Annotated in this window: 21 protein-coding genes; 15 read left to right on the plus strand and 6 right to left on the minus strand. The window is 39.2% G+C overall.

Annotated elements, in window-relative coordinates:
* The first annotated feature begins 151 nt into the window (after window positions 1-151).
* The 8 genes from sbcD to AC2INI_RS06100 all read left to right on the plus strand — a co-directional run bounded on the left by sbcD (window position 152) and on the right by AC2INI_RS06100 (window position 9,575).
* Entirely contained in the window at window positions 152-1,396 is a 1,245-nt protein-coding gene (gene sbcD, locus AC2INI_RS06065) for an exonuclease subunit SbcD (protein ID WP_486305595.1), read from the plus strand.
* Window positions 1,393-5,073 (plus strand): AAA family ATPase, encoded by a 3,681-nt coding sequence (locus AC2INI_RS06070; protein ID WP_486305596.1) that lies wholly within the window; start codon window positions 1,393-1,395, stop codon window positions 5,071-5,073. Before sbcD ends, AC2INI_RS06070 begins: the two co-directional genes overlap by 4 nt.
* 57 nt (window positions 5,074-5,130) lie before the next feature.
* The gene (locus AC2INI_RS06075) at window positions 5,131-5,616 is read left to right on the plus strand and encodes an acyl-CoA thioesterase (RefSeq protein WP_065591754.1); all 486 of its coding nucleotides are present in this window, start codon (window positions 5,131-5,133) and stop codon (window positions 5,614-5,616) included.
* A 168-nt stretch (window positions 5,617-5,784) separates the two neighbouring features.
* Window positions 5,785-6,216 carry a DUF2000 domain-containing protein gene (locus tag AC2INI_RS06080; RefSeq protein WP_486305701.1) on the plus strand — a complete coding sequence of 144 codons (432 nt, stop codon included), beginning with the start codon at window positions 5,785-5,787 and terminating at the stop codon, window positions 6,214-6,216.
* Window positions 6,217-6,434: 218 nt separating this feature from the next.
* Window positions 6,435-6,599 (plus strand): hypothetical protein, encoded by a 165-nt coding sequence (locus AC2INI_RS06085; protein WP_486305597.1) that lies wholly within the window; start codon window positions 6,435-6,437, stop codon window positions 6,597-6,599.
* 124 nt (window positions 6,600-6,723) lie between these two features.
* Complete coding sequence (locus AC2INI_RS06090) at window positions 6,724-7,878, plus strand: amino acid permease (RefSeq protein WP_486305598.1); 1,155 nt, start codon at window positions 6,724-6,726, stop codon at window positions 7,876-7,878.
* Between the two features lie 101 nt (window positions 7,879-7,979).
* Complete coding sequence (locus AC2INI_RS06095; RefSeq protein WP_122035025.1) at window positions 7,980-9,146, plus strand: amino acid permease; 1,167 nt, start codon at window positions 7,980-7,982, stop codon at window positions 9,144-9,146.
* Window positions 9,147-9,215: 69 nt separating this feature from the next.
* Window positions 9,216-9,575, plus strand: coding sequence for a DUF2799 domain-containing protein (locus AC2INI_RS06100; protein ID WP_486305599.1), 360 nt, complete (start codon window positions 9,216-9,218; stop codon window positions 9,573-9,575).
* Between the two features lie 79 nt (window positions 9,576-9,654).
* Here AC2INI_RS06100 and AC2INI_RS06105 read toward each other — a convergent pair whose 3' ends face one another.
* From AC2INI_RS06105 to pabB, 5 genes are all read right to left on the minus strand, one after another.
* Window positions 9,655-10,203 (minus strand): hypothetical protein, encoded by a 549-nt coding sequence (locus AC2INI_RS06105; RefSeq protein ID WP_122035018.1) that lies wholly within the window; start codon window positions 10,201-10,203, stop codon window positions 9,655-9,657.
* 191 nt (window positions 10,204-10,394) lie between these two features.
* Window positions 10,395-11,756 carry an L-serine ammonia-lyase gene (locus AC2INI_RS06110; protein ID WP_122035016.1) on the minus strand — a complete coding sequence of 454 codons (1,362 nt, stop codon included), beginning with the start codon at window positions 11,754-11,756 and terminating at the stop codon, window positions 10,395-10,397.
* 96 nt (window positions 11,757-11,852) lie between these two features.
* Entirely contained in the window at window positions 11,853-13,103 is a 1,251-nt protein-coding gene (locus AC2INI_RS06115; RefSeq protein WP_122035014.1) for an aromatic amino acid transport family protein, read from the minus strand.
* A gap of 185 nt (window positions 13,104-13,288) precedes the next feature.
* Window positions 13,289-13,870, minus strand: a complete 582-nt coding sequence (locus AC2INI_RS06120; RefSeq protein ID WP_486305600.1) for a CoA pyrophosphatase — start codon at window positions 13,868-13,870, stop codon at window positions 13,289-13,291.
* A gap of 23 nt (window positions 13,871-13,893) precedes the next feature.
* Window positions 13,894-15,264, minus strand: a complete 1,371-nt coding sequence (gene pabB, locus AC2INI_RS06125; protein ID WP_486305601.1) for an aminodeoxychorismate synthase component I — start codon at window positions 15,262-15,264, stop codon at window positions 13,894-13,896.
* Between the two features lie 167 nt (window positions 15,265-15,431).
* Between pabB and AC2INI_RS06130 the strand changes: the two genes are divergently transcribed.
* The 6 genes from AC2INI_RS06130 to AC2INI_RS06155 all read left to right on the plus strand — a co-directional run bounded on the left by AC2INI_RS06130 (window position 15,432) and on the right by AC2INI_RS06155 (window position 23,465).
* A complete protein-coding gene (locus tag AC2INI_RS06130; RefSeq protein ID WP_486305602.1) occupies window positions 15,432-16,958 on the plus strand; it encodes a fumarate hydratase in 1,527 nt (508 codons plus the stop codon).
* A 148-nt stretch (window positions 16,959-17,106) separates the two neighbouring features.
* Window positions 17,107-17,463 (plus strand): DUF2799 domain-containing protein, encoded by a 357-nt coding sequence (locus AC2INI_RS06135; RefSeq protein ID WP_486305603.1) that lies wholly within the window; start codon window positions 17,107-17,109, stop codon window positions 17,461-17,463.
* A gap of 151 nt (window positions 17,464-17,614) precedes the next feature.
* A complete protein-coding gene (locus AC2INI_RS06140) occupies window positions 17,615-18,649 on the plus strand; it encodes an efflux RND transporter periplasmic adaptor subunit (RefSeq protein WP_122035002.1) in 1,035 nt (344 codons plus the stop codon).
* A 2-nt stretch (window positions 18,650-18,651) separates the two neighbouring features.
* Window positions 18,652-19,731 (plus strand): efflux RND transporter periplasmic adaptor subunit, encoded by a 1,080-nt coding sequence (locus tag AC2INI_RS06145; RefSeq protein WP_122034999.1) that lies wholly within the window; start codon window positions 18,652-18,654, stop codon window positions 19,729-19,731.
* Window positions 19,731-22,808, plus strand: coding sequence for an efflux RND transporter permease subunit (locus tag AC2INI_RS06150; protein WP_122034997.1), 3,078 nt, complete (start codon window positions 19,731-19,733; stop codon window positions 22,806-22,808). The genes AC2INI_RS06145 and AC2INI_RS06150 overlap by 1 nt, the downstream gene beginning before the upstream one ends.
* Window positions 22,809-23,078: 270 nt before the next feature.
* Window positions 23,079-23,465 carry a DUF2750 domain-containing protein gene (locus tag AC2INI_RS06155; protein ID WP_023603139.1) on the plus strand — a complete coding sequence of 129 codons (387 nt, stop codon included), beginning with the start codon at window positions 23,079-23,081 and terminating at the stop codon, window positions 23,463-23,465.
* 75 nt (window positions 23,466-23,540) lie between these two features.
* On the opposite strand, the gene AC2INI_RS06160 is transcribed toward AC2INI_RS06155, so the two are convergent.
* The gene (locus AC2INI_RS06160; protein ID WP_486305604.1) at window positions 23,541-24,731 is read right to left on the minus strand and encodes a cystathionine beta-lyase; all 1,191 of its coding nucleotides are present in this window, start codon (window positions 24,729-24,731) and stop codon (window positions 23,541-23,543) included.
* A gap of 159 nt (window positions 24,732-24,890) precedes the next feature.
* On the opposite strand from AC2INI_RS06160, the gene AC2INI_RS06165 reads away from it, so the two are divergent.
* Window positions 24,891-25,241, plus strand: coding sequence for a hypothetical protein (locus AC2INI_RS06165; protein ID WP_486305605.1), 351 nt, complete (start codon window positions 24,891-24,893; stop codon window positions 25,239-25,241).
* Window positions 25,242-25,420 lie beyond the last annotated feature (179 nt).

The raw sequence follows: 25,420 nt of genomic DNA on the forward strand, positions 1-25,420 counted from the left end.
CGACGTTTATTAAATAAAGTATAACAGCATGAAGTAAGGTCAACACCTGCTAATAGTTTTAAGTTTAAAAGCTTATAAAAGTACATAGTTTGTCTTTCAGATGGTATAACTGAGTCATAGTATTCTTCATCTAGCGAACAAGTTGATATATATGCGTATTTTACATACTTCCGATTGGCATTTAGGTCAAAATTTCTTCACAAAAAGTCGTCGTAATGAACATCAAAAATTCATTGCATGGTTACTTGAGCAAGTACAAGAAAATGCCATTAACGCGGTGATTATTGCCGGAGATGTGTTTGATACGGGCGCGCCACCAAGTTACGCGCGTGAAATGTATAATCAATTTGTGGTGGAGATGAACAAAGTAAACTGCGAATTGATCGTGCTTGGTGGAAACCATGACTCAGTTTCAACGCTAAATGAATCTAAACAATTATTGGCTCACTTGAACGCGCGAGTGATTGCTAATACTAATGATGATTTATCCACTCAATTATTAACGCTTCCAGACAGTGATGGAGCCGTGGGCGCTATTTTATGCGCGGTTCCATTTATTCGTCCGCGTGACGTTGTCACTAGTGTGGCAGGTTCAACCGGTGTAGAGAAACAACAAGCACTCGGCGAAGCCATCAAGCAGCACTATCATCAACTGTATCAAAAAGCGCTAGAGTTAAGATCTGAATTAGATCTTGATGTACCTATTATCGCTACTGGTCATCTAACGGCATTAGGCGTTAAACAATCAGATTCGGTTCGTGATATCTACATTGGCACATTGGATGGCTTTGCTGCCGATGGTTTCCCACCTGCAGATTACATCGCGCTTGGTCATATTCACCGCCCGCAATTGGTGGCAAAATCTGATCATATCCGTTACTCAGGATCGCCAATACCATTAAGCTTTGATGAGCTTAAATCTCAGAAACAAGTGGTGATGGTGGAGTTTGATAAAGCAAGCGTAACTCAAATTACACCAATTAATGCGCCTATGTTTCAACAAATGAAGGCATTAAAAGGGGATTTGGAAACCATCGAAAAAGAGTTAGCACAATTTAAAGAGTGCGAAGAAACCACATGGTTATGCATTGAAGTGGAAGTTCAAGATTATTTATCTGATCTACAGCAACGTATCCAAACATTAACTCAAGATTTGAATGTAGAAGTGCTGCAATTGCGTCGTGCAAGAAACCGCAGTGAACAAACCCTAGCGCAAGAAAAAACAGAAACGCTAGCGGAGTTAACGCCTTTTGATGTGTTTACTAAACGTATAGAGCAAGAGACGTTTGAGACAGAAAAAGAGCAGCAACGCGCAGAAAGAATGACAATGAAATTTAAACAGATTTTGTCAGAAGTAGAACACAAAGATACCGATTCACAAGAAGGTGATGCATGAGAATTTTAAGCCTAAGTTTTTCTAATTTAAACTCACTAAAAGGTGAATGGAAAATTGACTTCTCAGCGTCTCCCTTTGCTGAAAATGGATTGTTTGCGATTACCGGCCCAACGGGTGCAGGTAAGACAACAATCTTAGATGCGATTTGTTTAGCTCTTTATCATAAAACCCCACGACTTGGTGGTATTTCAACCTCAAGCAATGAAATCATGACTCGTGGTACAGCGGAATGTTCTGCAGAAGTGGAGTTTGAAGTTAAAGGCAAAGCGTACCGTGCGTTTTGGAGTCAGCGTCGTTCACGTGGCAAAGTGGATGGTAACTTACAATCAGCCACCGTTGAGCTTGCTGAAGTCGACTCTGAAAAAGTATTAGCAACGCAAGTAAAAAAGAAAGATGAGTTGATTAATACCATTACAGGCTTAGATTTCTCTCGTTTTACAAAGTCCATGATGCTTTCTCAAGGTCAATTTGCGGCGTTTTTAAATGCTGACGCTAATGATCGTGCCGGTTTATTAGAAGAACTGACAGGCACTGAGATCTATGGTCAGATCTCAGAGAAGGTGCATGAGCATTACACCGCATCAAAACAAAAATTAGCTGAGCTTAAAGCCAAAGCTGAAGGGGTAGAGCTGCTTTCTGAAGAAGATAAGCAAGCGTTAATCGATGAGCAAGCTGAACTGCAAACGAACCAAAAACAGCAACAAACTCAACTTGCAGATTGGCAAGCACATGTTGAGTGGTGGATTGCAGATGCGAAAAACCAACTCCAGTGGCAGCAAGCGGTTGATAATAATCAATTAGCATTAGAGAAAGAAAAACAAGCCAGCGAACAATTACATCGTTTAGCACAAAGTGAACCTGCTGAAAAACTGCGTACGCCATATCAACTATGGCAAGAAGCACAAACTCGCTTTGAAGAGTTGGTTAAAGAATTAAAGACGACAGAGCAATCTCACCAACAAAAGGCCAGTGATAAAAAAGCACTTGAGTCTCATGTTACACAGCTAAAACAAGAGCTTGATACTATTAAAGGTGAGAGTAAAACATTAGAAAACTTAATTAATGATTCGGTGCAACCGCTAGATACTGCGATTGCTCAACTGACTCAACAATCTCAAGAGAAGCAGCATCAAATCGCAAACCTTACTGCGCGTCTTGAGGACGGTAATAAAAAGCAACAAGGTCTAACAGCAACATTATCTGACATAACAGAGAAACTTTCTTTATTGGCCAATTATGTTGAAGAGCATAAAGCTGATCTGCAAATTGAACGTTATTTAGGTCAGTGGAAGAACCAAGTTAGCCATATTTTACAACAAGATAAAGATTATGCCTCTTTAGATGGTCAATTGACATCAGCGAATGCAGCGCTAGAGACTCTGCTTGATGCTATCAACAAAAAAGAAGCAGAATTAAATCAAGTTCAAATTATTGTGAATAACGAAATAGAAGCGACGAAGTGCGCAGAGCTTGAATTACAACAATGGCAAGATAAAGGGTCAGAAACACAACTGACTGAGCAGATAACGGCACTAACGACTCGTCATCAATACCGTGTTGAATTAACTTATACTAATAATGAGTATTTACGAGCGACAAAAGAACTGAAAATGCTTGCCACCGTGCAGAAAGCACAAGCTAATGACATTGAAAAGTTGGATGTGCAGCGTACTGAACTGGCGACTAAGTTTAAGCAACAAGAGCAGCAAGTCATCGATTTAACTACCTTAATTGAGCAAGAAGGCGAGTTAGCAAAATATCGAGCAGAATTAGCAAAAGATCAAGATTGTCCGTTGTGTGGTTCAACGCATCATCCACTATTAGAGCAAACGCAATTGCTTGATTTGAGCGCGACAATACAACGTAAAAAAGAAGCTGAGCAGAAACGTGTAGAGATTGTTGAACAAGGTAAATCAGTACGTGAACAATTAGATTCGCTCAAAGTAAAACAAGATCATTGCCAATCTCAATCAGTGCAGTGGCAACAAACGGTTGAATCCACGCAAAAGCAATGGTCTACGTTATTAGAAACAACGCAACTCACTCTAACCTTAGGTGATACTGATTCGATTAATCAGTTCATTAGTGAGTGTGAAGCCTCTTTATCTACGCTTAATGAGCAAGCAAAGCAATTACGCCAAGCGGGTGATAAGGTTCGAGTACAACAAAGCCAATTACAACAAGTTCAGCATCGTCTTGACGCAGTCACTGCGGCGTTAAATTTTGATCGTCAATCACACCAAACGGCGCTTCAACAGCAACAAGATAACAATCAAAAAAGAGAACAGCTGCAATTGCGTCAAACGGAATTTAAGCAACAATTGGTCACCGAAATTGAGCAAGCAGGTTTTAATGCTCCAGAGTTAACTGAAATTGCATCTTGGTTTGAACAAAAAGAGCAAGACTTACAACAAATTCAGGAAAAAATCGCGCAGCAACAAGTGCAAACTCAACAGCAGCAAACGCTACAAAGTGATCACGCTCATTTAGTTGAGCAATTGGTTGAATTGAACACTCAACAACAACAATCACAAACTGAAATGTCAGCATTAACAACAGAGTTAGAGAAGCAACAAGCAAAACGTATTGAGTTGTTTGGAACACAAGAGATCAAAACAGCACGCTTTATGATGACAGAAAAGTTGTCAGTCTCAGAGCAAACTTATGATGTTGAGCAGCAGAAATTACAAGCATTAGTACAAGAACTTGCGGCTTTAGATGGCAAGTTGACTAGTCTTAAAGAGAGTTATTTAAGTTGTGAAAAACTATCGGTAGATCGTTCTGATGTATGGAAAGACGCTTTATTACAAAGCCCATTTGAAACGCTTGAGTTATTTCAAGCGGCGTTGATTTCAGAAGAAGAACGCCAACAATTATTAAGCTTAAAAACGGAAATACAACAAGCGATTGAGCGAACTGGCGCTTTGCTAGAGAGTGCACAGCAAATCAAAGAACACCATTATCAAGCGCCAAAAGCAGCAGAGTGGCAATTAATGCCAAAAGAAGCGGTTGAGGCAGAATTAACTCAAGTGAAATCTAAATCTGAAACATTAGTTAAACGTGAAGGTGAAATAGCTCAAGCGTTGCGTTCAGATGGTGAGCGTAAAACCAATCAAAAAGCCTTGTTTGAAGCGATTGAAGCGTATCAATCTGAGTATGATGATATTCAATATTTACATTCATTAATTGGTTCACAAAAAGGGGATAAATTCCGTAAATTTGCCCAAGGATTAACGTTAGAGAACTTGGTGTATTTAGCCAATAAGCAGTTAACTCGATTGCATGGCCGCTATGAGCTTAAACGTAAAGCCAGCGATGGTTTAGAACTTCAAGTTGTCGATACATGGCAGGGTGATGTAGTTCGTGATACTAAAACCTTATCAGGTGGAGAGAGTTTCTTGGTAAGTTTAGCTCTCGCTTTGGCCCTTTCTGATTTAGTGAGTCACAAAACAAGCATTGATTCACTGTTCTTAGATGAAGGTTTTGGTACGCTAGACAGTGAAACGTTAGACATGGCGCTTGATGCGCTAGATAACTTAAATGCCTCAGGAAAAATGATTGGTGTGATAAGCCACATCGAAGCGATGAAAGAACGTATTCCAGTCCAAATAAAAGTCACCAAACGCAGTGGTTTAGGCGTGAGTGAACTAGAAAAACAATATAAAAAAGTCAGTTAATTTTGTTGCTCGTTACATTATTAGAAAAATGATAATACAGATTAAAAGGAAGTAAGAATGGGAAAGAATAAGCGCGAAGTGACATTACGTTTTCTTGCAGAACCAGGAGATGTGAACTTTGGTGGTAAAGTTCACGGTGGTGCTGTAATGAAATGGGTCGATTTAGCTGCCTATGCGTGTTCTGCTGGGTGGAGTGGTAAATATTGTATTACCGCTTATGCTGGTGGTATTCGTTTTGTTCAGCCTATTCATGTGGGTAACCTTGTTGAGGTGACGGGTAAAGTTATTTATACCGGAAAATCATCAATGCACATTGCTATTGATGTGCAAGCCAGTGATCCAAAAGAATTAGAAAATAGATTAACGACTCACTGTATTGTCATTATGGTTGCCGTTGATGAACATGGTAAACCAACAGAAGTACCTGAGTGGATCCCTCAAACCAAAGAAGATATTCATTTACGCGAATCAGCCATCCGATTGATGAATATGCGTAAAGAGATTGGCGAAGAGATGGAAGCACACGTTAAGTATTTAAAATAACGCTATATTTCTCATTAATCTTCATCTACGTAATATATCTTCACTTTAGTTACTCTTGGTGGTGGTTTATTGCGTATCTTTATTTTATGACGTAGATGTAGGCATAAAATTTACTTTGTTGTGTATTAAGATAATAAAACATACACAGTAAGGTAGAGGCATATGTTAATGACATCATTACCCGACGAAAATCAAAAGCGTTTTGTTGCAATCTTAAATAAAAAAATGGATCTAGGGCGTACGCTTAATGTACTAGGCCATATTAGTGTTGGCTTGTCTGATTTGCTTGAAGAACAAGATGCGACATATGTTGACTATCATGATCGCGATAAAGCTCTTCATCCTAATGTTTCTCATTATCCATTTATTGCTTTAAAGGCTGATAACTCAAATAAAATAAGAAAAGTACGTGAGCAAGCGATAGAGCTTGGTATTACGTTTACTGATTTTACCCATACAATGGTTGAAGGTGGTTCAACGGTTCAACAGCAAATAACCAGTGAAACGAAAGATGAAGATTTTGAATATCTTGGTATTTGTTTATTTGGAAATACGGAAACTATTAAAGCAATAACAAAGAAATTCAGTTTGTATAAATAAGGTGGTGGTTATGGTGATTGTTTGTGCTTATCGTTTAAAAAGTAAGAAATGGATAAATAATCTAGTTGAGAAAGAAACATAGGAAAAACTTGTACTTTAAGGGCTTGCATTGAAAGCCTCATTATATAGAATGGATCGGGCTGCTATATTGGTAGTTCGGTCAGTAAAGGATTTACTGTCCTTGTATAAAATGGAATGTGACTAATTAGGATGTACACATGATTTTCCAACTAACATCAGGCCCATTATTAGAGCCTACAGAAGGTTCACCACACGCTATCTGCTCTGCATCGACAGCATTGACTTCTCCACGCTTCCTTTCTGCTCAGTTTCTTGCGTTTCGCTTCCTCTCGTATTTTCGATTTCTCCGTTTTTATTCGTAATTAATCAGACCTAATTTCAACCGCTTACTCTCATTTGTGGTGTACTTTTGTGCGCGTTGAATTTGAAAAGCTAAAAATAAACTAGAACTAAAGCTCAAACTCGAATAAAAACGAAGGAACAATTATGAATTTAAAATTAATCGGCAGCTCTCTTATTATTTCAGGTACTGCACTGGGTGCTGGTATGCTTGCAATTCCTATGGTTTTGGCTCAATTTGGCCTGCTGTGGGGGACTGCGTTAATGTTGTTTATCTTTATTGGAACAACTTATGCCGCTTTATTGTTGCTAGAAGCAAGTATTAATGTGGGTGGTGGTTTGGGTATGAACACCATCGCTCGTAAAAGTTTAGGTAAGGGAGGACAGTTAGTTACCAATGGCTTACTGTATGCGTTACTTATTTGTCTGCTGATGGCCTATATCTTAGGCGCTGGCGATCTACTTAATAAGTTACTCCGTAATATTGGATTAGATTTAAGCTTGGTGCAAAGCCAAATAGCATTTACATTAATTGCAGGGGTGATCGTTGCCTCGGGAACCGCAGTAATAGATAAGATTAATCGCGCTTTATTTGCCATCATGCTATTCATGTTATTGCTGACTCTTGTCTTTTTGGTTCCAGGTATTTCATTAGATAACATGACTCAAGTGTCTAATTCAAATCCATCAGAATTGATACAAACCAGTGCGATTATTTTTACTAGCTTTGGTTTTATGGTTGTTATTCCGTCATTAGTTTCTTACAACCATGAGGCAACACCTAAGCAGTTGAGAAACATGGTTATTGTTGGCTCTTCTATTCCTTTAGTTTGTTACCTAGTATGGCTATATGCGGTGGTTGGTAACTTAACCCCTGAGCAAATCACCCATTTCTCTAATGTGTCTGAGCTAATTTCAGTATTTAGTGCTGAACATTCATTTATCAATCTTGTACTATCGAGCTTTACAGGACTTGCATTACTGACTTCTTTCTTAGGAGTGGCAATGGCACTGTTTACGCAAAATGAAGATACATTTAAACAAAACAAAGTGGTTACTTATGTGATCAGCTTTATCCTACCTCTTGCTGGTGCTATTTTTGCAGCAGATCAATTTTTAGCGGTATTAAGTTATGCCGGTATTATTCTGGTTTTCCTTGCGGTATTTATTCCACTCGCAATGGTTATTAAGCTTCGTCAAACAGATGGCCAAACAGAAAATTACTTAGCTGAAGGGGGAGTGGCAATGCTAATTTTCTCGTTCATTTTCGGTTGTTTCTTACTGATCTCACAAGTTATCTAGTTATCACGTTCTCTAGTTGTATTGTGCTCTACTTTTTTATGAGTAGAGCACCTCTTTTCCGCTCTTTATGAGCCTCTAATCTCTAAAATTAAGAATAAATAATGAATTTTAAATTATTTGGCAGTGCATTGATTTTATCTGGCACGGCACTTGGCGCTGGAATGTTAGCGATTCCAATGGTATTAGCGCAATTTGGTCTGTTTTACAGCACGTTACTGATGCTTGCTATTTGTGCAGGCACAACATATTCAGCTTTGCTATTGACAGAAGCATGTTCTAAAACAGAATTAGCTTTTGGTATTAATACCGTTGCGAATAGAACTTTAGGTAAGGGTGGCCAAGTGGTCACCAATATTTTGTTTTATTTGCTGCTATTTTGTATGTTAATTGCCTATATTTTAGGAGCTGCTGACTTAATTAAGCGTATCTTCTCAATGTTTACTATTGAGATGAGTATTGAAACGGCTCAAATTGGTTTTACTCTTGTCGCTAGTGTATTTGTGGTGTGTGGTACTCAAATAATCGATAAGTTAAATCGTGTTTTGTTTTTGTTCATGGTTTCAATGCTTGCGATTACATTAGTGATACTAGTCCCTGGTATTTCAGTAGATAACTTAACGCAAGTAACGAATACAGATAAAGGAATGCTGCTTAATACCAGCACTATTTTATTTACTAGTTTTGCCTCTATGCCAGTTATCCCATCGCTTGTTGCGTATAACAAAGAAGCGACAAGTAAACAGCTTAGAAATATGGTTATTTTAGGATCAATCATTCCTCTTATCTGTTATCTCGTTTGGTTGTATGCTGTTGTCGGTAACCTAAATGCGGATGATATTACGCATTTTTCTAATATTTCAGATTTAATCCAAACCTTTAGCGCTAAGAACGAATACATTGAAATCATTCTTTCTGTTTTTACATCATTAGCCTTATTAACATCATTCCTAGGTGTGGCAATGGCACTTTATAATCAAAATAAAGATATGATTTCACACAATAAAGTTGTGACGTATGTGTGTACTTTTATTCTTCCACTGCTAGGTGCCAGTCTTGCTGCTGATCAGTTCTTGTCAGTATTGGGTTATGCAGGGGTGATCTTAGTATTCCTCGCTATTTTTATTCCATTAGCGATGGTTATTGCTTTAAGAAAGAAAGTAAAAGAAGAAGATAACTTAATGCCTCATACTTATCAGGCCGAAGGCGGAAAATTTGCATTAGGCTTAACATTACTGTTTGGTCTGTTGTTATTAATAAGCCAAATTTAATAGAAATTATGATCTAATCCTCTACAATTAACGTAAAAGATAATGTGTTCTTTGTAGAGGGTCAGCAAAATGAAATTTTTAATAATTAGTATCGCTGCTTTATTACTTGCAGCATGTTCAAGTACACCTCCACCAACATCAAACGTAGATAGTGATTGGCAAGCCTTTGGCTATGAAAGAGCAATGAAAGGTTGGATTGTTCAGTCCGAATCAAAATTGACTAAATTAGCAGATGGAAAAACTGTCAGCGAGGCAAACTATCAAGCATATACAGCAGGTTATAATAAAGGTCAGGAAGAGTACTGTGAGCAAAGTGCTTACATGCTAGGTGTTGTTGGTAAACAGTATAATGGTATCTGTGACAAATCAGACCCCTTCTTCCGCCAAGATTATGTTAGTGGAATGCAATCTACGGCTGGTGGGATGTAATGTAGTTACTTTATATTATTGGATGAATTAATAAAAAAATGGCGGATAATTATCCGCCATTTTTATATGAAGATTTAAATTAGAGAACTTTAACGATATTAAAGCGGCCCATCTTTTTTAAAATAGGTAAAAAATCTTTGTTTACTTCTAGCATGACTTTTTTGGCTTTACTGTAAGCACTTAATTTATCATTACCATTACCATGAGAGAATAAACGACTCTTTGGTTTATATTCGCCATCAACGATCTCTTTCCAGCGAACAATATAATAATCAGTGGTACGAACTTCGCCAGAGTGTAGGGTGCGTTTTTTCGTGATGATATCAGGCTCAAGGCTGTGTGGCAGGCGTTCAAATAGACTAGGGTAGTTAAGCACCATGCTCCAACAATTGCCCCATAGCTCTTTACCAACTTTATTTCGTTGTTTAATCGCTTCTTTTAAGGCTTTTTCTCGGCCTTCTTTTAGGCAGCCAACAGAGCGGTTGTACATACCATCATCAGGAGTATGTATATGGATTTTGACGCAATTAAATGAATGAGAAATAAAGCGATGCTCGCTGTCCATTCCTGTCCATTCAGCTCGTAATTTCTGTGCTCTTGGGGAAAGAGTATGTTTTTTCTTATTCATAATTGAAATGTACTAATTATTTGCATAACGGCATTATTGCAGTAACTGATTCATTTGTTAATAGTAAAGGTGCTTTATTCACCAATTTATTGCATATATTTAGTATAGGAGATGTAGCGGGGAAATGGAGAAATAAAAAGAGGGCGATATACGCCCTCATTATCAAGTAACTACAGTTAAAGTATGTGCTTTTAGCAGATAACTTTAATTGCTAAACCACCTTGAGAAGTTTCACGGTATTTAGCGTTCATGTCTTTACCAGTCTCAAGCATTGTCTCGATAACTTTATCAAGAGAAACACGAGGAGCTGATGAACGACGAAGCGCCATACGAGTAGCGTTGATTGCTTTAACTGCAGCAATACCGTTACGTTCAATACAAGGTACTTGTACTTGGCCTGCAACAGGATCACACGTTAAGCCAAGGTTATGCTCCATTCCAATTTCAGCAGCCATACAGACTTGCTCAGGGCTTCCACCCATCAATTCAGCAAGACCAGCAGCAGCCATAGAACAGGCAACACCCACTTCACCTTGGCAGCCTACTTCAGCACCAGAGATTGAAGCATTTTGCTTATAAAGACCACCGATAGCGCCTGAAGCTGCGAAGTAACGGATGTAATCTTTCTCAGTTACTGTTTGAATAAACTTATCGTAGTAAGCTAAAACAGCAGGGATGATGCCACATGCGCCATTTGTTGGAGCAGTAACAACACGACCGCCAGCTGCGTTTTCTTCGTTTACAGCAAATGCATACATGTTTACCCAATCAACGACTTCCATTGGATCTTTAGACGTTTTTTCAGAAGTCAGTAGTTGTTGACGAAGTGCCGCAGCACGACGAGGTACACGTAGAGGCCCAGGAAGAATACCTTCAGTGTTCATGCCTTTCTCCATGCAATCACGCATGGTTTTCCAGATCTTAGCGAAATAAGTACGAACTTCATCTTCTGCAAGAATCGCGTGTTCGTTTTTCATCACTAATGTACTAATAGATAAGCCGTTTTCTTTACATAAATCAACAAGTTCCTCTGCAGTATTAAATGCGTAAGGTACTTGAATTGATGATTCTACTTCTTTACCGAAGTGTTCTTCATCAACAATAAAACCACCACCGATAGAGTAGTATGTTTTAGAGTAAACAACGTCGCCATCAACCCACGCATGTATTTGCATACCATTTTCGTGAAGTGAAAGGTTAGATGTGTGGAAATTCATTCCACCGTCTTTTGGAAATTCAACCGTATGGCAATGCATGCCCACAGGTAAGCGCTCTGTTTCTTCAACACGAGCGATGAAGCCCGGAATAGAGTCAATATCTACGTGTTCTGGCGTGTTACCTGCCAGACCCATAATGATAGCGATATCAGTATGGTGACCTTTCCCTGTCAGTGATAATGAACCGTAAACATCAACAGTGATTTTAGTGATATCACGCAGTTTGCCCATGCCACGTAAATCGTCGATAAACTCTTTACCTGCTTTCATTGGACCAACGGTGTGGGAGCTAGAAGGACCAACTCCGATTTTGTAGATATCAAAAACACTAATCATGTTATTACCTCGAATAAGCCCCCAAAAAAGGGGGCTTTATTATCATTATTATTAACTTCGTGTAACTAATGCTTATAAGGATTTATAAACTAGTTATTAAAGAGCGCCGTAGATTACAGAAGTAATCGCCGCAACACCACATAATGCTGTAAAGATTTGCACAGGTGCTGAAGTTTTGTACTTAGCCATAGCAGGTACTTTACGCATAGCAAAGATAGGTAGCAGGAATAGGATAGCTGCAATCATCGGTGCGCCCATTGTTTCAATCATTCCAAGGATGCTTGGGTTGATGATAGAAACGATCCACGTAGTAATAACGATGAAGATAAGTGAGAATTTCTCAAGCTTAGCAACTGGAGCATTTGAACGAGACTTAGCTAGACCAACAAGACCTTCATGAGCACCAAGGAAGTGACCGAAGTAGCTTGAAGTAATCGCAGCGAAAGCAACGATTGGGCCCATGATAGAAATCATTGGAGATTCATGAACGTTAGCTAGGTAAGAAAGAACAGAGATGTTTTGTGCTTGCGCTTGTGCTAGTTGCTCTGGAGATAAAGAAAGAACTACAGAGAAAACGAAGAACATTACAAAGCTCATTAGCATCATAGCTGCACCACCAGTGATCATGTCAGTTTTACCAACTGCATCTTCACCGTAAACGCGGCGTTGTTCTTTAGCAAACTGGCTAATTACTGGGCTGTGGTTGAAAGAGAACACAATAATTGGAATTGCTAACCAAACAACAGAAGGCATTGAACCCCAATCAGGAGAAACAGACATCATAGATGTGTTCCAACCAGGAATTAAGTAAATAGATAATGCCATTAGGATGAATACAAGAGGGTAAACCATTGCTGATGTTGCTTTCAGCATTAGTTCTTTACCAAATACAACACCACATGTCATCAGAGTGATAAGAACACCTGAAAGCAACCAGCGTGGAATTGATTCCATACCTAGCTGATTAACCATGAAAGAGTCTACTGTGTTTGTAATACCAACACCGTAAATAAGTACAATTGGGTAAATCGCGAAAAAGTAGGCAAAAGTGATTAGGTTCGCGCCTGTCTTACCAAAATGCTCTTCTACTGTATCAGTAATATCTGCATCTGGGTTCTTAGCAGAAAGAACGAAACGAGCTAAACTTTTGTGTGCAAACCAAGTCATTGGTGCAGCGATTAATGCAAGGATAACTAGAGGCCAAAAACCACCAGCGCCAGCTTTGATTGGAAGGAATAAAACACCAGCACCAACAGCGGTACCGAATAGGGAAAGACACCAAGTGAAATCTTTATAAGTCCACTTTGCTTTTTTTGCACTTGTAGATGCAGTATTAGTTGTTTGCATAATTTTTCTCTTAATTTTTAGAACAGGAATTTTGGGAACGGCGCTATTGTCGTTATTTTGGCGAGAAAAACTTTGACCCAGATCGGATAATGAAAAAAGATGAACGGAGATCGGAAAATAATTGATAATGATCACAATAGATGTAAATTTGATATTAGTAAAACTTATCAATAATGCTAATTTTTCTAAGTTGAAATGTAATTCATAGAGTGAATGATTTCGGCTGTGATACCCCAAATGAGTTTTTTCTCAAATGGGATAAAAATTAGTTCGTACGTATGTTTTTTGTTAAAAACTTTGTGCTTCGTCGTATTTATTGGGTTAAGTAGATGGATGAGTGGTGCTTCAAATGTGCTACTAACCTCACCGTAATCGATTGCGGTGGTATAATTTTCATCAATGATAGCAATGATAGGGGTCACTTTGTAACCGGATATTGTTGGTATAGTGTTAAGTTTTACTAATGGTTTGATCTGCGAGGCTTGAATGCCTATCTCTTCATTTGTTTCACGAATAGCGGTATGAATTAGGGATAAATCAGAGGGTTCAACCTTGCCTCCAGGGAAACTAATTTGCCCTGGATGGTGACGTAAATGTGACGCTCGTTGAGTTAAAATTAGGTGCAAACCAGAGGGTCTTTGAACGAGAGGAACAAGGACCGCAGCAGGTTTAAAATTGTCATTTTTAAAGCGAGGATGAGCGAGTAATTCCTCGCTGTAAGAATTCGGCTTATTTAACAACAAATGAGAAAGTAAATGTGTATCCATACGCCGGATCCTTAAATTTAAAATTACAATATAGGCAGAATTTTGCTCAATTTATGCAAAGTCTCTTGATATTCTAGTTCAACTTGACTGTCAGCAACAATGCCACCACCAGCAGAAGCATATAAAGTCTCTTCATACGCAATTAAGGTTCGTATGGTGATGCTGGTATCCATTGTGCCGCAACGGCTTATATAACCAATACTGCCACAATATAAGTTACGACGATGTGGTTCTAACTCTTCAATAATCGCCATAGCCCTAATTTTTGGAGCCCCAGTGATTGATCCTCCGGGAAAAGAAGCACTCAATAAATCACTAATAGTATAGTTGTCATCTAATTCGCCGGTAATTGTACTTACTAAATGATGAACAGCAGGAAAGCTTTCAATATCAAATAATTTAGGAACTTTTACCGATCCAGGCTTGGATACTCGTCCAATGTCATTGCGCAGTAAATCCACAATCATTAAGTTTTCAGAACGATCTTTAGCGCTATGACGAAGTATCTCTGCTTCTTTAGCATCTAATTCAGGATCATTTGAGCGAGGACGAGTCCCTTTAATGGGCTTTGTTTCTATTTTACGCTCTCTAACTTGTAAAAAACGCTCTGGTGATACTGACAATATGGCGACCTCAGGTGTTCTAATAAAAGCAGAGAAGGGAGCGCCATTTTGAGTCGCTAATTTTTGATACGCTTGCCATTCAGAACCTTGGTATTGAGCATGAAAACGTTGTGCAAGGTTAATTTGGTAGCAATCTCCTGATTTTAGATAATCTTGAATCACAGTGAATTTAGTCGCGTATTCGTCCTCTGTCATATTTGATTGCCACTCAGAGGACAAACTAAACTCTGTTTTATCTTCTTTTATAGCGAAAAATTGCTGTAACCAAGCAAGACGATTACTCCCTTGTGGTTGTATTAAAGTGAGTGTCGACGCTTTATGATCAGCAATTAGAGTCCAGTCATAGATCCCAACGGCCATATCAGCGGTTGGAATATCTTGCTCTGCTATATTAGGAATAGATTCTACTCGGCGGCCCAAGTCATAACTGAAGTAACCTAATGCCCCACCAATAAAAGGGAAGCCTTCTATAGAGTGGCAATGAGGCGTTAAGCGTTCTTGATAATGAGCAAGTAGCTTAAAAGGGCAGGCTTCACTGGTTACAGGTTGTTTACCCACAACGTTAATTCTGGTGACGTTATGATGCGTCTGTAATGTTGCGATAGGGTCAGCAACTAAAATATCATAGCGATTATCGACATGATCTTTTGCTGACGAGTGCAATAACATCGCCCAAGGTTGGCTTTCAATAGCTGAAAAAAAATCAACCACAGAAGAAGAGTGATAATCAAGTTGGGTGATGAGTAAGTTTGCATCTAATTGATTGTTCATTTTGAGTTTTATAACCAGAATGTGATGAGCAACGATAGCCTTGAATGGAGAGCAAGAGTATCATACTGCAAGTTCTAAAAGAAAATAATAGATGGCGAATGCTCACGTCATCATATAAAAACATACATACTTTACACGCCATGGAAGCATATATATAAGAGGGTCTAATGATGACTGTTGGTAAAGAAACTATCATCCGTAATGAAGATGTGATCAGCTCAGTTGCTGATGCATTGCAATATATTTCTTACTATCATCCACTTGATTTTGTTCAAGCGTTAGAAAAAGCATATCACAGAGAACAAAGCCAAGCTGCGAAAGACGCAATCGCTCAAATTTTGATAAATTCACGTATGTCGGCAGAAGGGCGTCGTCCTATTTGTCAAGATACGGGGATCGTAACCTGTTTTGTTAATATAGGTATGAACGTTCGCTGGGAAGGCGATATGACCGTCCAGCAAATGATCGATGAAGGTACACGACAAGCGTATCTTAATCCGGATAATCCGCTTCGAGCGTCGATCTTATCTGATCCTGCAGGCAAACGTATTAACACCAAAGACAATACACCGTCGGTTGTGCACATTAATATGGTACCTGGCGATAAAGTGGAAATTCAAATCGCAGCAAAAGGCGGCGGTTCTGAAAATAAAACGAAAATGGTGATGTTAAATCCATCAGATGATATTGCTGAGTGGGTAGAAAAAACCTTACCGTTAATGGGCGCTGGTTGGTGTCCGCCTGGTATGCTAGGAATAGGTATCGGTGGTACAGCAGAAAAAGCGGCAGTATTAGCAAAAGAATCGTTAATGGGACACATCGATATTCAAGAATTAATTGATCGTGGTCCAGAGAATGCAGAAGAAGAGCTTCGTCTTGATATCTTTAATCGAGTAAATAAACTGGGTATTGGCGCACAAGGCCTTGGTGGTTTAACTACGGTTGTTGATGTGAAAATTAAATCAGCACCGACTCACGCAGCTTCTAAACCTGTATGTATGATCCCGAACTGTGCAGCGACTCGTCACGTTCATTTTACTCTTGATGGTTCAGGTCCTGCAGACTTACAACCACCAAAACTAGAAGAATGGCCAGATATTACTTGGGAAGCTGGTGCAAACACTCGTCGTGTGAATCTAGATACGATTACAAAAGAAGAAGTACAAGAGTGGCGAACTGGTGAAACGGTTCTACTAACAGGAAAAATTTTAACTGGTCGTGATGCCGCACATAAGCGCCTTCAAGGTATGATTGAAAGTGGTGAAGGCTTGCCTGAGGGTGTTGACTTTAATGGTAAATTTATTTACTACGTTGGTCCAGTTGATGCAGTACGTGATGAAGCCGTTGGTCCTGCGGGGCCTACAACCTCAACGCGAATGGATAAATTCACCGATATGATGCTTGATACTGGCTTAATGGGCATGATTGGTAAAGCAGAGCGTGGTCCAGCAACCGTAGCTTCTATTAAAGAGAAGAAAGCCGTGTATTTAATGGCGGTTGGTGGTGCTGCTTATTTAGTTGCTAAAGCGATTAAAAAAGCGCGTGTTGTTGCCTTTGAAGAATTAGGAATGGAAGCAATTTATGAATTTGATGTTGAAGACATGCCAGTCACGGTAGCTGTTGATTCAACAGGTGCTAATGCTCATCAAATTGGTCCTGATACTTGGAAAGTAAAAATAGCTGAAATGGAATAATCGAGTTTTAGGTTTTTCTATAATTTAAGAAAGCACTCATAAATTGAGTGCTTTTTTTATACTTGTATTTTTAATGTTAACTATTTAAGTCTAAACTGAGTTAATATGTTGTTGATATTGTGTGATTTAGATTGTTCTTGGAGAGGGTATGAAGCATAAGATTGTTGCCGTAATGATGTTGTTATTAGTTGGTTGTACAGCTTCGCAATCTGAAGTAAAAGAAAAAAATGCCGATGATTGGTATGAGTATGGTGAGCAGAGAGCGAAAAATGGCTTTTTAGTCCAAGAGAGAGAAGTATTAGAGGAGGTAAACTCAGAAGATACGATTACGGGAGAGTTCTATAATGCTTATAGCCAAGGACATTCTTCGGGTGCTGTGATCTATTGCTCTCAAAATGCCTATATTTTAGGGCTCAGTGAAGCACCATATTTTGGTCTTTGCGATCAAATTACACCTGAATTTCGTACAGAGTATGAAAAAGGGAAAAATCATAAAAAAGAATAAATAAGAATGTTTTTATAACTTATTATTCTTATTGACTGGATGACGATAGGAATATAAGTAATAATTCTTTATATACAATTGTTTATATAATCAAATCTATTGAGAACATAGCGATAGTTTGGTTGATTATTACCATTACAAGGAACGGTTTATGTTCAAAAAAACGATGGTAGCGACGCTGTTAAGTTCAACTCTTCTCATGGGGTGTGACAAGCAAGCGCCTGTGATTGCAGAGCCTGAATCGCGTCCCGCTAAGATAATGACCGTCAGCGTTGGCGATCATGAAACTTCTCGCTTATTTCCAGCTCAAGCAGAGGCTGGAGATAAAGCAGTCCTTGCCTTTCGAGTTCCGGGACAGCTTAACAGTTTAGATGTCCATGCGGGGCAATTGGTGACAAAAGGGCAGCTGTTGGCAACAATAAATCCTGATGAGTACCGTTTGATCCAAAAACAAGCGCAAGCACAATATCGATTGATTGACGTACAATATCAACGAATTAAAAAGCTACGTAAAGATAAAGTCGTTTCAGAACAAGATTACGACAGCGCAGTAGCTAATCGAAAAACAGCCAAAGCTACATTAGATCAAACTAGTGCCAACTTGAGTTATACCCAATTAATCGCGCCTTATGATGGTACGATTTCATTACTACCTTCTGAAAACTTTGAATACGTAACAGCAAAGCAATCTATCATGCATATTCAAACCAATGATATTTTGTATGTTGCTTTTCAGCTTCCTGACTATCTATTACAGCGTTTTAGTTTTGCTGAGGTTTCTGCTTCAGTTACCTTCGATTCGTTCCCTACTGTTAGCTTTCCTTTAGAATTTGAAGAAATTGATACAGAAGCAGACAGCAAAACCTCAAGTTATACCGTAAAAATGAGCATGCCAAGACCTAAAGACTTAGGCATATTGCCGGGAATGTCAGGCCAAGTGAAAGTGACAATACCAAAAGGTGGCAGTGAGAAACTTCCGCTTTCAGCGATTGAACAAGATGGCGAGACTACTTATGTATGGCGTGTTTCTGAGCAAGGTATCGTTGAGAAAGTTGCGATAGAGTTGAATGAAAAACGACAAGTAATTTCGGGACTTAATGATTCTGAGCAAATTGTTTCTTCAGGCATTTCTGGATTAGAAGAAGGAATGAAAGTGCGTAAATGGGTTAAGGAGAGAGGGCTATAATTATGCAGAAATTAATGAAATTATCCTTACTTTCAACTGCGATATTGCTGACTGCTTGTAGCCCTGCGCCTATGGATACAGAAATAGAGGTCCCTAATGTTATTGTTAAAGATATTAATTCAGGCTTAGTTAGTGACAGTCTCTATCTTCCTGCTGTGGCGACAGCGGCCGATCGTTCTCATTTAAGTTTTCGTCTTTCGGGTGAAGTTAAAGAGTTGAACGTTCGTGCTGGTGAAACCGTTAAAAAAGGTCAAGTTCTTGCGGTGTTAGATAAAACGGATTACAACATTGATGTTGATAATGCCCGAGCACGTTATACCGTAGCGAACAGTCAATACAGACGTTCAAAACCGTTAGTTGATAAAGGGTTACTTGCAAAGTCACAATTTGATGAGTTAGCTGCACAGCGTCAAATTGCATTGGCAGATTTAGAGTTGGCGAAACTTCGTTTGAGCTTTACTGAATTAAAAGCGCCAATTGATGGAATTATTTCACGAGTTAGTGTTGAACAATTTGAGACAATTCAAGTTGGTCAGCAGATAGTGAATATACACAATCGAAATGAAGTAGATATTATTGTTCAAGTGCCAGATAAATTATATTCAAAGCAACCGAACCAAGGGGTTATTGAGCAAATCAAAGCCTCAGTACGTCTTGATAGTGGAGTGTCTTACGACGCAAAGGTTAAAGAATATACGACAGAGCCAGATCCAGAGTCGGGCGCTTATCTCGTTACCTTAACGATGCCAATGCCAGAAGATCAATTTATTCTAGATGGTATGGCAGTAGAAGTAACCACTGAACAAAGTTCGTTAAATGTAGGCAGCCAATTTGGACTTATTATCCCGATTGAAGCTGTATTTAATGAAGACGGTGATGAGATTGACCAAAAAGAGAAATACGTTTGGATAATTGATTCTGATAATAAAGTAAGGAAACAAAAAGTAACAACAACGAAAGCAACTTCGTTTGGGTTACGAGTTGTCGATGGTGTATCAACTGGAGATCGTATTGTTATCGCAGGTGTTTCACGCTTACGTGATGGTCTAGAAGTGAATATCATCAATACGGAGGAGAAATAATGAGTCAAGAAAAAGGAATTGCGGCTTACTTTATACAAAATAAAGTCATTAGCTGGATGTTGACTCTGATCTTTATGATTGGTGGTACATCTGCTTTCTTTGGTTTGGGGCGATTAGAAGACCCAGCCTTTACCATTAAAGATGCCATGGTAGTAACCAACTACCCAGGTGCAACCCCTGAGCAAGTGGAAGAAGAGGTTACTTATCCTTTAGAGAAGGCGATCCAACAATTAACTTATGTTGATGAAGTGAATTCGCTTTCAAGTCGTGGATTATCGCAAATAACGGTAACCATGAAAAACAATTATGGACCTGATGACCTTCCACAAATTTGGGATGAACTGCGCCGAAAAGTGAATGACTTAAAACGTCAATTGCCACCGGGAGTTGGAGAACCATCTGTTATTGATGATTTTGGTGATGTTTATGGGGTGCTTTTAGCCGTTACAGGTCAAGGGTATTCCTATAAAGAGTTGCTTGATTATGTTGATTATTTACGTCGTGAACTAGAGCTTGTTGATGGTGTAAGTAAAGTCTCTGTATCTGGCGTACAACAAGAGCAAGTCTTTATTGAAGCCTCTTTAAAGCGCATGACAAGCTTAGGTATCTCACCGCAGACGCTGTACAGCTTACTTTCAAATCAAAATACAGTATCTAGTGCTGGTGCAGTCAAGATTGGTTCTGAATACATTCAAATACACCCAACGGGCGAGTTTGAAGATGTATCACAGTTAGGTGATTTAATTATTACCGAAGGCGGCGCGCAGGGGCTTATTTATCTAAAAGATATTGCTGAAGTAAAACGTGGTTATGTTGAAGTACCGAGTAATTTGGTTAACTTTAATGGTAATTTTGCCTTGAATATGGGTGTTTCATTCAGTGCTGGCGTTAACGTTGTCGAGATCGGGAAACTCGTTGATCAGCGAATGTTAGAGCTGAAAGAGCAGCAGCCAATCGGCATTGATATTTCAGAGATATATAGCCAACCAAAAGAAGTAGATAAATCAGTAAGTGGCTTTGTGGTCAGTCTTGGGCAAGCCGTTGCTATCGTTATCATTGTACTATTGTTCTTTATGGGGGTTCGCTCAGGCTTATTGATTGGACTTATCCTGTTACTAACGGTATCGGGTACTTTTGTTTTCATGAAGTACTTTGCAATCGACTTACAACGTATTTCATTAGGCGCTTTAGTTATTGCCTTAGGGATGTTGGTAGATAATGCCATTGTGGTGGTCGAAGGGATTCTCATCGGTATGCAAAAAGGCCGAACGAGAATGCAAGCGGCAACCGACATTGTAACGCAGACAAAATGGCCACTGCTAGGTGCGACAGTTATTGCGGTAACAGCGTTCGCTCCAATAGGTCTATCTGATGATGCAACGGGTGAGTACTGTGGAACTCTGTTTACCGTTCTACTTATCTCACTGATGCTGAGCTGGTTTACTGCTATTTCTCTCACACCATTCTTTGCTTCTTTATTTTTTAAAGAAACAGTACAAAATGAAGAGGAAAGCTTAGAAGAAAAAGACCCATATAATGGGATGATCTTTGTGATCTACAAGCGTTTCCTTGAGTTTTGTATGCGCTATTCGTTAGCAACCATGCTTATCTTGGTTGTTGCGCTTGGCGGTAGCATGTATGGCTTTACGAAAGTTAAACAGTCTTTCTTTCCATCTTCAACCACGCCAATCTTTATGGTTGATGTATGGATGCCTGAAGGTACGGATATTCGCTCAACTAACGACACATTAAAAGAGTTAGAAGAATGGATACTAGAGCAAAAACATATTGAGCATGTAACGACGACAGCCGGTAAAGGCTTGCAAAGATTCATGCTGACTTACGCACCGGAGAAGAGTTACGCCGCTTATGGCGAAATTATGACAAGAGTTGATGATTATCAAGCTCTACCGGATTTAATGGCGAAGTTCCGTCTGCACATTGAAGCCAACTATCCTCAAGTCCAATACAAATTGAAACAAATTGAATTAGGCCCAGGTGGTGGTGCGAAAGTTGAAGCAAGAATTGTAGGTGCCGATCCTACAATACTTCGTGGTTTAGCTGCGCAAGTGATTGAAGTGATGCATAACGATTCTGGCGCGACAAACGTTCGTCATGATTGGCGTGAACGTACTAAAGTGCTTGAACCTCAATTTAACGAAAGTCAGGCTCGTCGTTACGGTATTTCAAAAACAGATGTTAATGAACTGCTTGAAATGGCGTTCTCTGGCAAAGCGATTGGTGTTTATCGTGATGGCACAACATTGATGCCTATCGTTACTCGTTTACCTGAAAATGAACGTGTTGATATCAGCACCATTGAAGGGATGAAAATTTGGAGCCCAGCGCTGTCACAATACATTCCACTACAACAAGTAGTATTGGGTTATGACGTAATTTGGGAAGATCCACTGATCGTGCGTAAAAACCGTAAACGTATGTTAACCGTAATGGCAGATCCAGATATCCTTGGTGAAGAAACAGCAGCAACATTACAAAAACGTTTACAACCACAAATTGAAGCGATTGATTTCCCTACAGGTTACAGCTTGGAGTGGGGCGGTGAGTATGAATCGTCTCGTGATGCTCAAGCGTCATTATTCCAAACTATGCCAATGGGTTACCTGTTCATGTTCTTGGTGACTGTGTTCTTGTTTAATAGTGTGAAAGAGTCGGTGATTGTTTGGTTAACCGTGCCATTAGCACTGATTGGCGTAACCAGTGGTCTACTCTTGCTTAATACCCCATTTGGCTTTATGGCACTACTTGGCTTCTTGAGTTTAAGTGGCATGCTGTTGAAAAACGGCATCGTACTACTTGATCAAATTGAGATAGAAATACACTCAGGAAAAGAACCGTATCATGCAGTAGTTGATGCCGCATTGAGTCGTGTTCGTCCGGTTTGTATGGCGGCGATCACTACGATTCTAGGTATGATCCCACTATTGCCAGATACCTTCTTCAAACCAATGGCCGTAACCATTATGTTTGGTTTAGGTTTCGCAACCGTACTGACCTTGATTGTGGTTCCTGTGCTGTACCGCATGTTCCATAAAATTAAAGTCGTCGAATATTAATCAAAGATTGCTATAAACTCTAATTGAAGCCCACATTGTCATACGCAGTGTGGGCTTTTTTTGGTATTATCCTAAATATCAATCTACATAAATATTTGATCATTCTTGCTTGTTAAAATCGATTATAGCTGCGTTATAAATTGAAAAAATTAGACCCACTAGTTATTACAATTTATGCCTTGCTCTAACTGATTTTTCCTATGCAATTATCTGCTCAACTACTTATCCAGATTGGTATAATATAATCTTTCCCACTGATAGGAATTGGTAATGAGCCAACTAGATCAACAAGCAATGGACAAAATCGTAAATTCTCATGAAGAAGAGCGTTTTACTTATTTTATGAAAGAAGTTGTCGCTAATCGTGAGATTTGGATTTTGACTGATGAGCACGGTTGTGTGATGTTGAATACCGAAGAAGAAGATTGCGTTCCTGTATGGCCAAATAAAGAGTTTGCAGAAGCATGGGCAACAGGCGAATGGGATGTATGTAAAGCTGAATCTATCTCTCTAAACAAATGGCACAGCCGTTGGACGACAGGTCTTGAAGATGATGAATTAGCGGTTGTTGTATTCCCTAATCAAAATGAAGAAGGGCAAGTGTTGTTCCCTGACGAATTTGATTTTGAATTAACAAAACAAGAAAGAAAGCGTTAATATTGAATTAATATAAATAAAAATGGCGACCCATTTAGGAGTCGCCATTTTTGTAAGTAAACGATATAAACTGAATTAAGCAGATAACATCTCTTGATATCGAGCTAAACCTTGCTCTAAATCTTCAATCAAATCATCCACATCTTCTAATCCAATATGTACGCGGATCAACGTGCCTTCAAATTGAGGATGAGCAACGGTTCTTAATGCATTAAAGCTTTTTGGCTCATTTGCTAAGATCAAACTTTCAAATCCACCCCAAGAATAACCCATACTAAAATGACTCATGCCATCAAGCAGTGCCGTTGTCGCTTTGCTATCAGACTGTTTTAATACAAAAGAGAACAAGCCATTACAGCCTTTAAAATCACGTTGGTAAATATCATTACCTGGGCAGCTTTCAAGTGCAGGGTGACGAACATGATCAATCAGTGGGTGCTCTGCTAACCAATGAGCAACTTTAATACTGCTTGCTTCATGTTGCTTTAGACGAACGCCCATCGTTCGTAAACCACGCATAGCAAGATACGCATCATCAGGTGAAATACACTGGCCCATTAAGTAGCTTTGCTCACGCAGTTGATCCCAATGCTTTTCATTCGCTACTGCGGTACCAAGCATCACATCAGAGTGACCGACAATGTATTTGGTTGCCGCTTGAATTGAGATATCAACGCCATGATCAAACGGTGAGAAGTTCACACCCGCAGCCCAAGTATTATCAAGCATAACCACAATGTCAGATTCATGCGCGATACGAGCAAGTAGCGGTACATCTTGCACTTCCATCGTGATAGAACAAGGCGATTCAGTGAATAGCACCGTGGTATTTGGTTTAATTAAATCACGAATGCCTTCACCAATCATTGGATCGTAATAGGTAGTTTCAATCCCTATTTTCTTCAAGATGGTGTCACAGTAATCCCGAGTCGGTTCATAACAACCATCGACCATTAAAATATGATCGCCCGTTTTTACAAAACATAAAATAGCATTGGCAATCGCAGCCGTACCACAAGGATACAACGCACAGCCTGTACCACCTTCGAGCTCAACCATCGCATCTTGTAGGGCGAAGTGAGTTTCAGTGCCACGGCGCCCATAAAATAGTGTTTGTTTTGCGCGGTTTATCATGGCGTGCGTTTTTTCAGCAACGGTATTAAATACCACGGTAGAGGCACGTTGAACCGGTGGATTTACCACGCCTTTTGTCCATTTTTTACTGCGACCGGCGGTAACGTATTTGGTATCTAATTTATCTGACATCTGAATCCATTCAATAATAAGTAAATAATATCTCCATAAAGCCAAAGTGAAGGCAAAATATCAAGGATTAAAACGAATTCCGGTCGAATAAATTTTTATTGCTGCTAAAATTACCGCATCTATCTAAAATGTTGAATAAAAAACAAGAGTTGATTAAAAATGCAACAGAATGAATTTGAAACACTAGTTAAAGAGTTATGCCAAAAAGAAAACCTTCCTCAAGTGCTAGAAGCATTAAAAGCATACGAAGACCAAGATATTGTTGATGCAGCACAATCGCTAGCTGGTCAATTCCGTCTTGCTGAAGTAGAAGGCGAGCAACGTATTTATCATGTATTTAATGATGAAGACGAAAATGGCGAAGCACAAGAACTTGCAGAGTGGATCATGAACGAAGGTGACGATGTCATTAAATTCGTTGCTTGGTTCTTCTATGCAATGTTCGACATCAAGCAAAAAGAAACGTACCAAGCCGCAGGTAAAACATACCAGCAGCCAAAGCGTTCTTAGGAATAGTTCATACTTTTTAAAGCCAATAATTAGTTTTATTGGCTTTTTTATCAATTAATTAACGTATTCTCTTCTTTTTTCTATTCGCCTACCTACAAAGTATGATGCAAGTCTCGATTTTACTGTAACGTATAGTTACTTATTGCAGAAGTTGTCTTAGATCAAAAAGTTATTAACCT

The organism is Aliivibrio friggae (assembly GCF_057368515.1).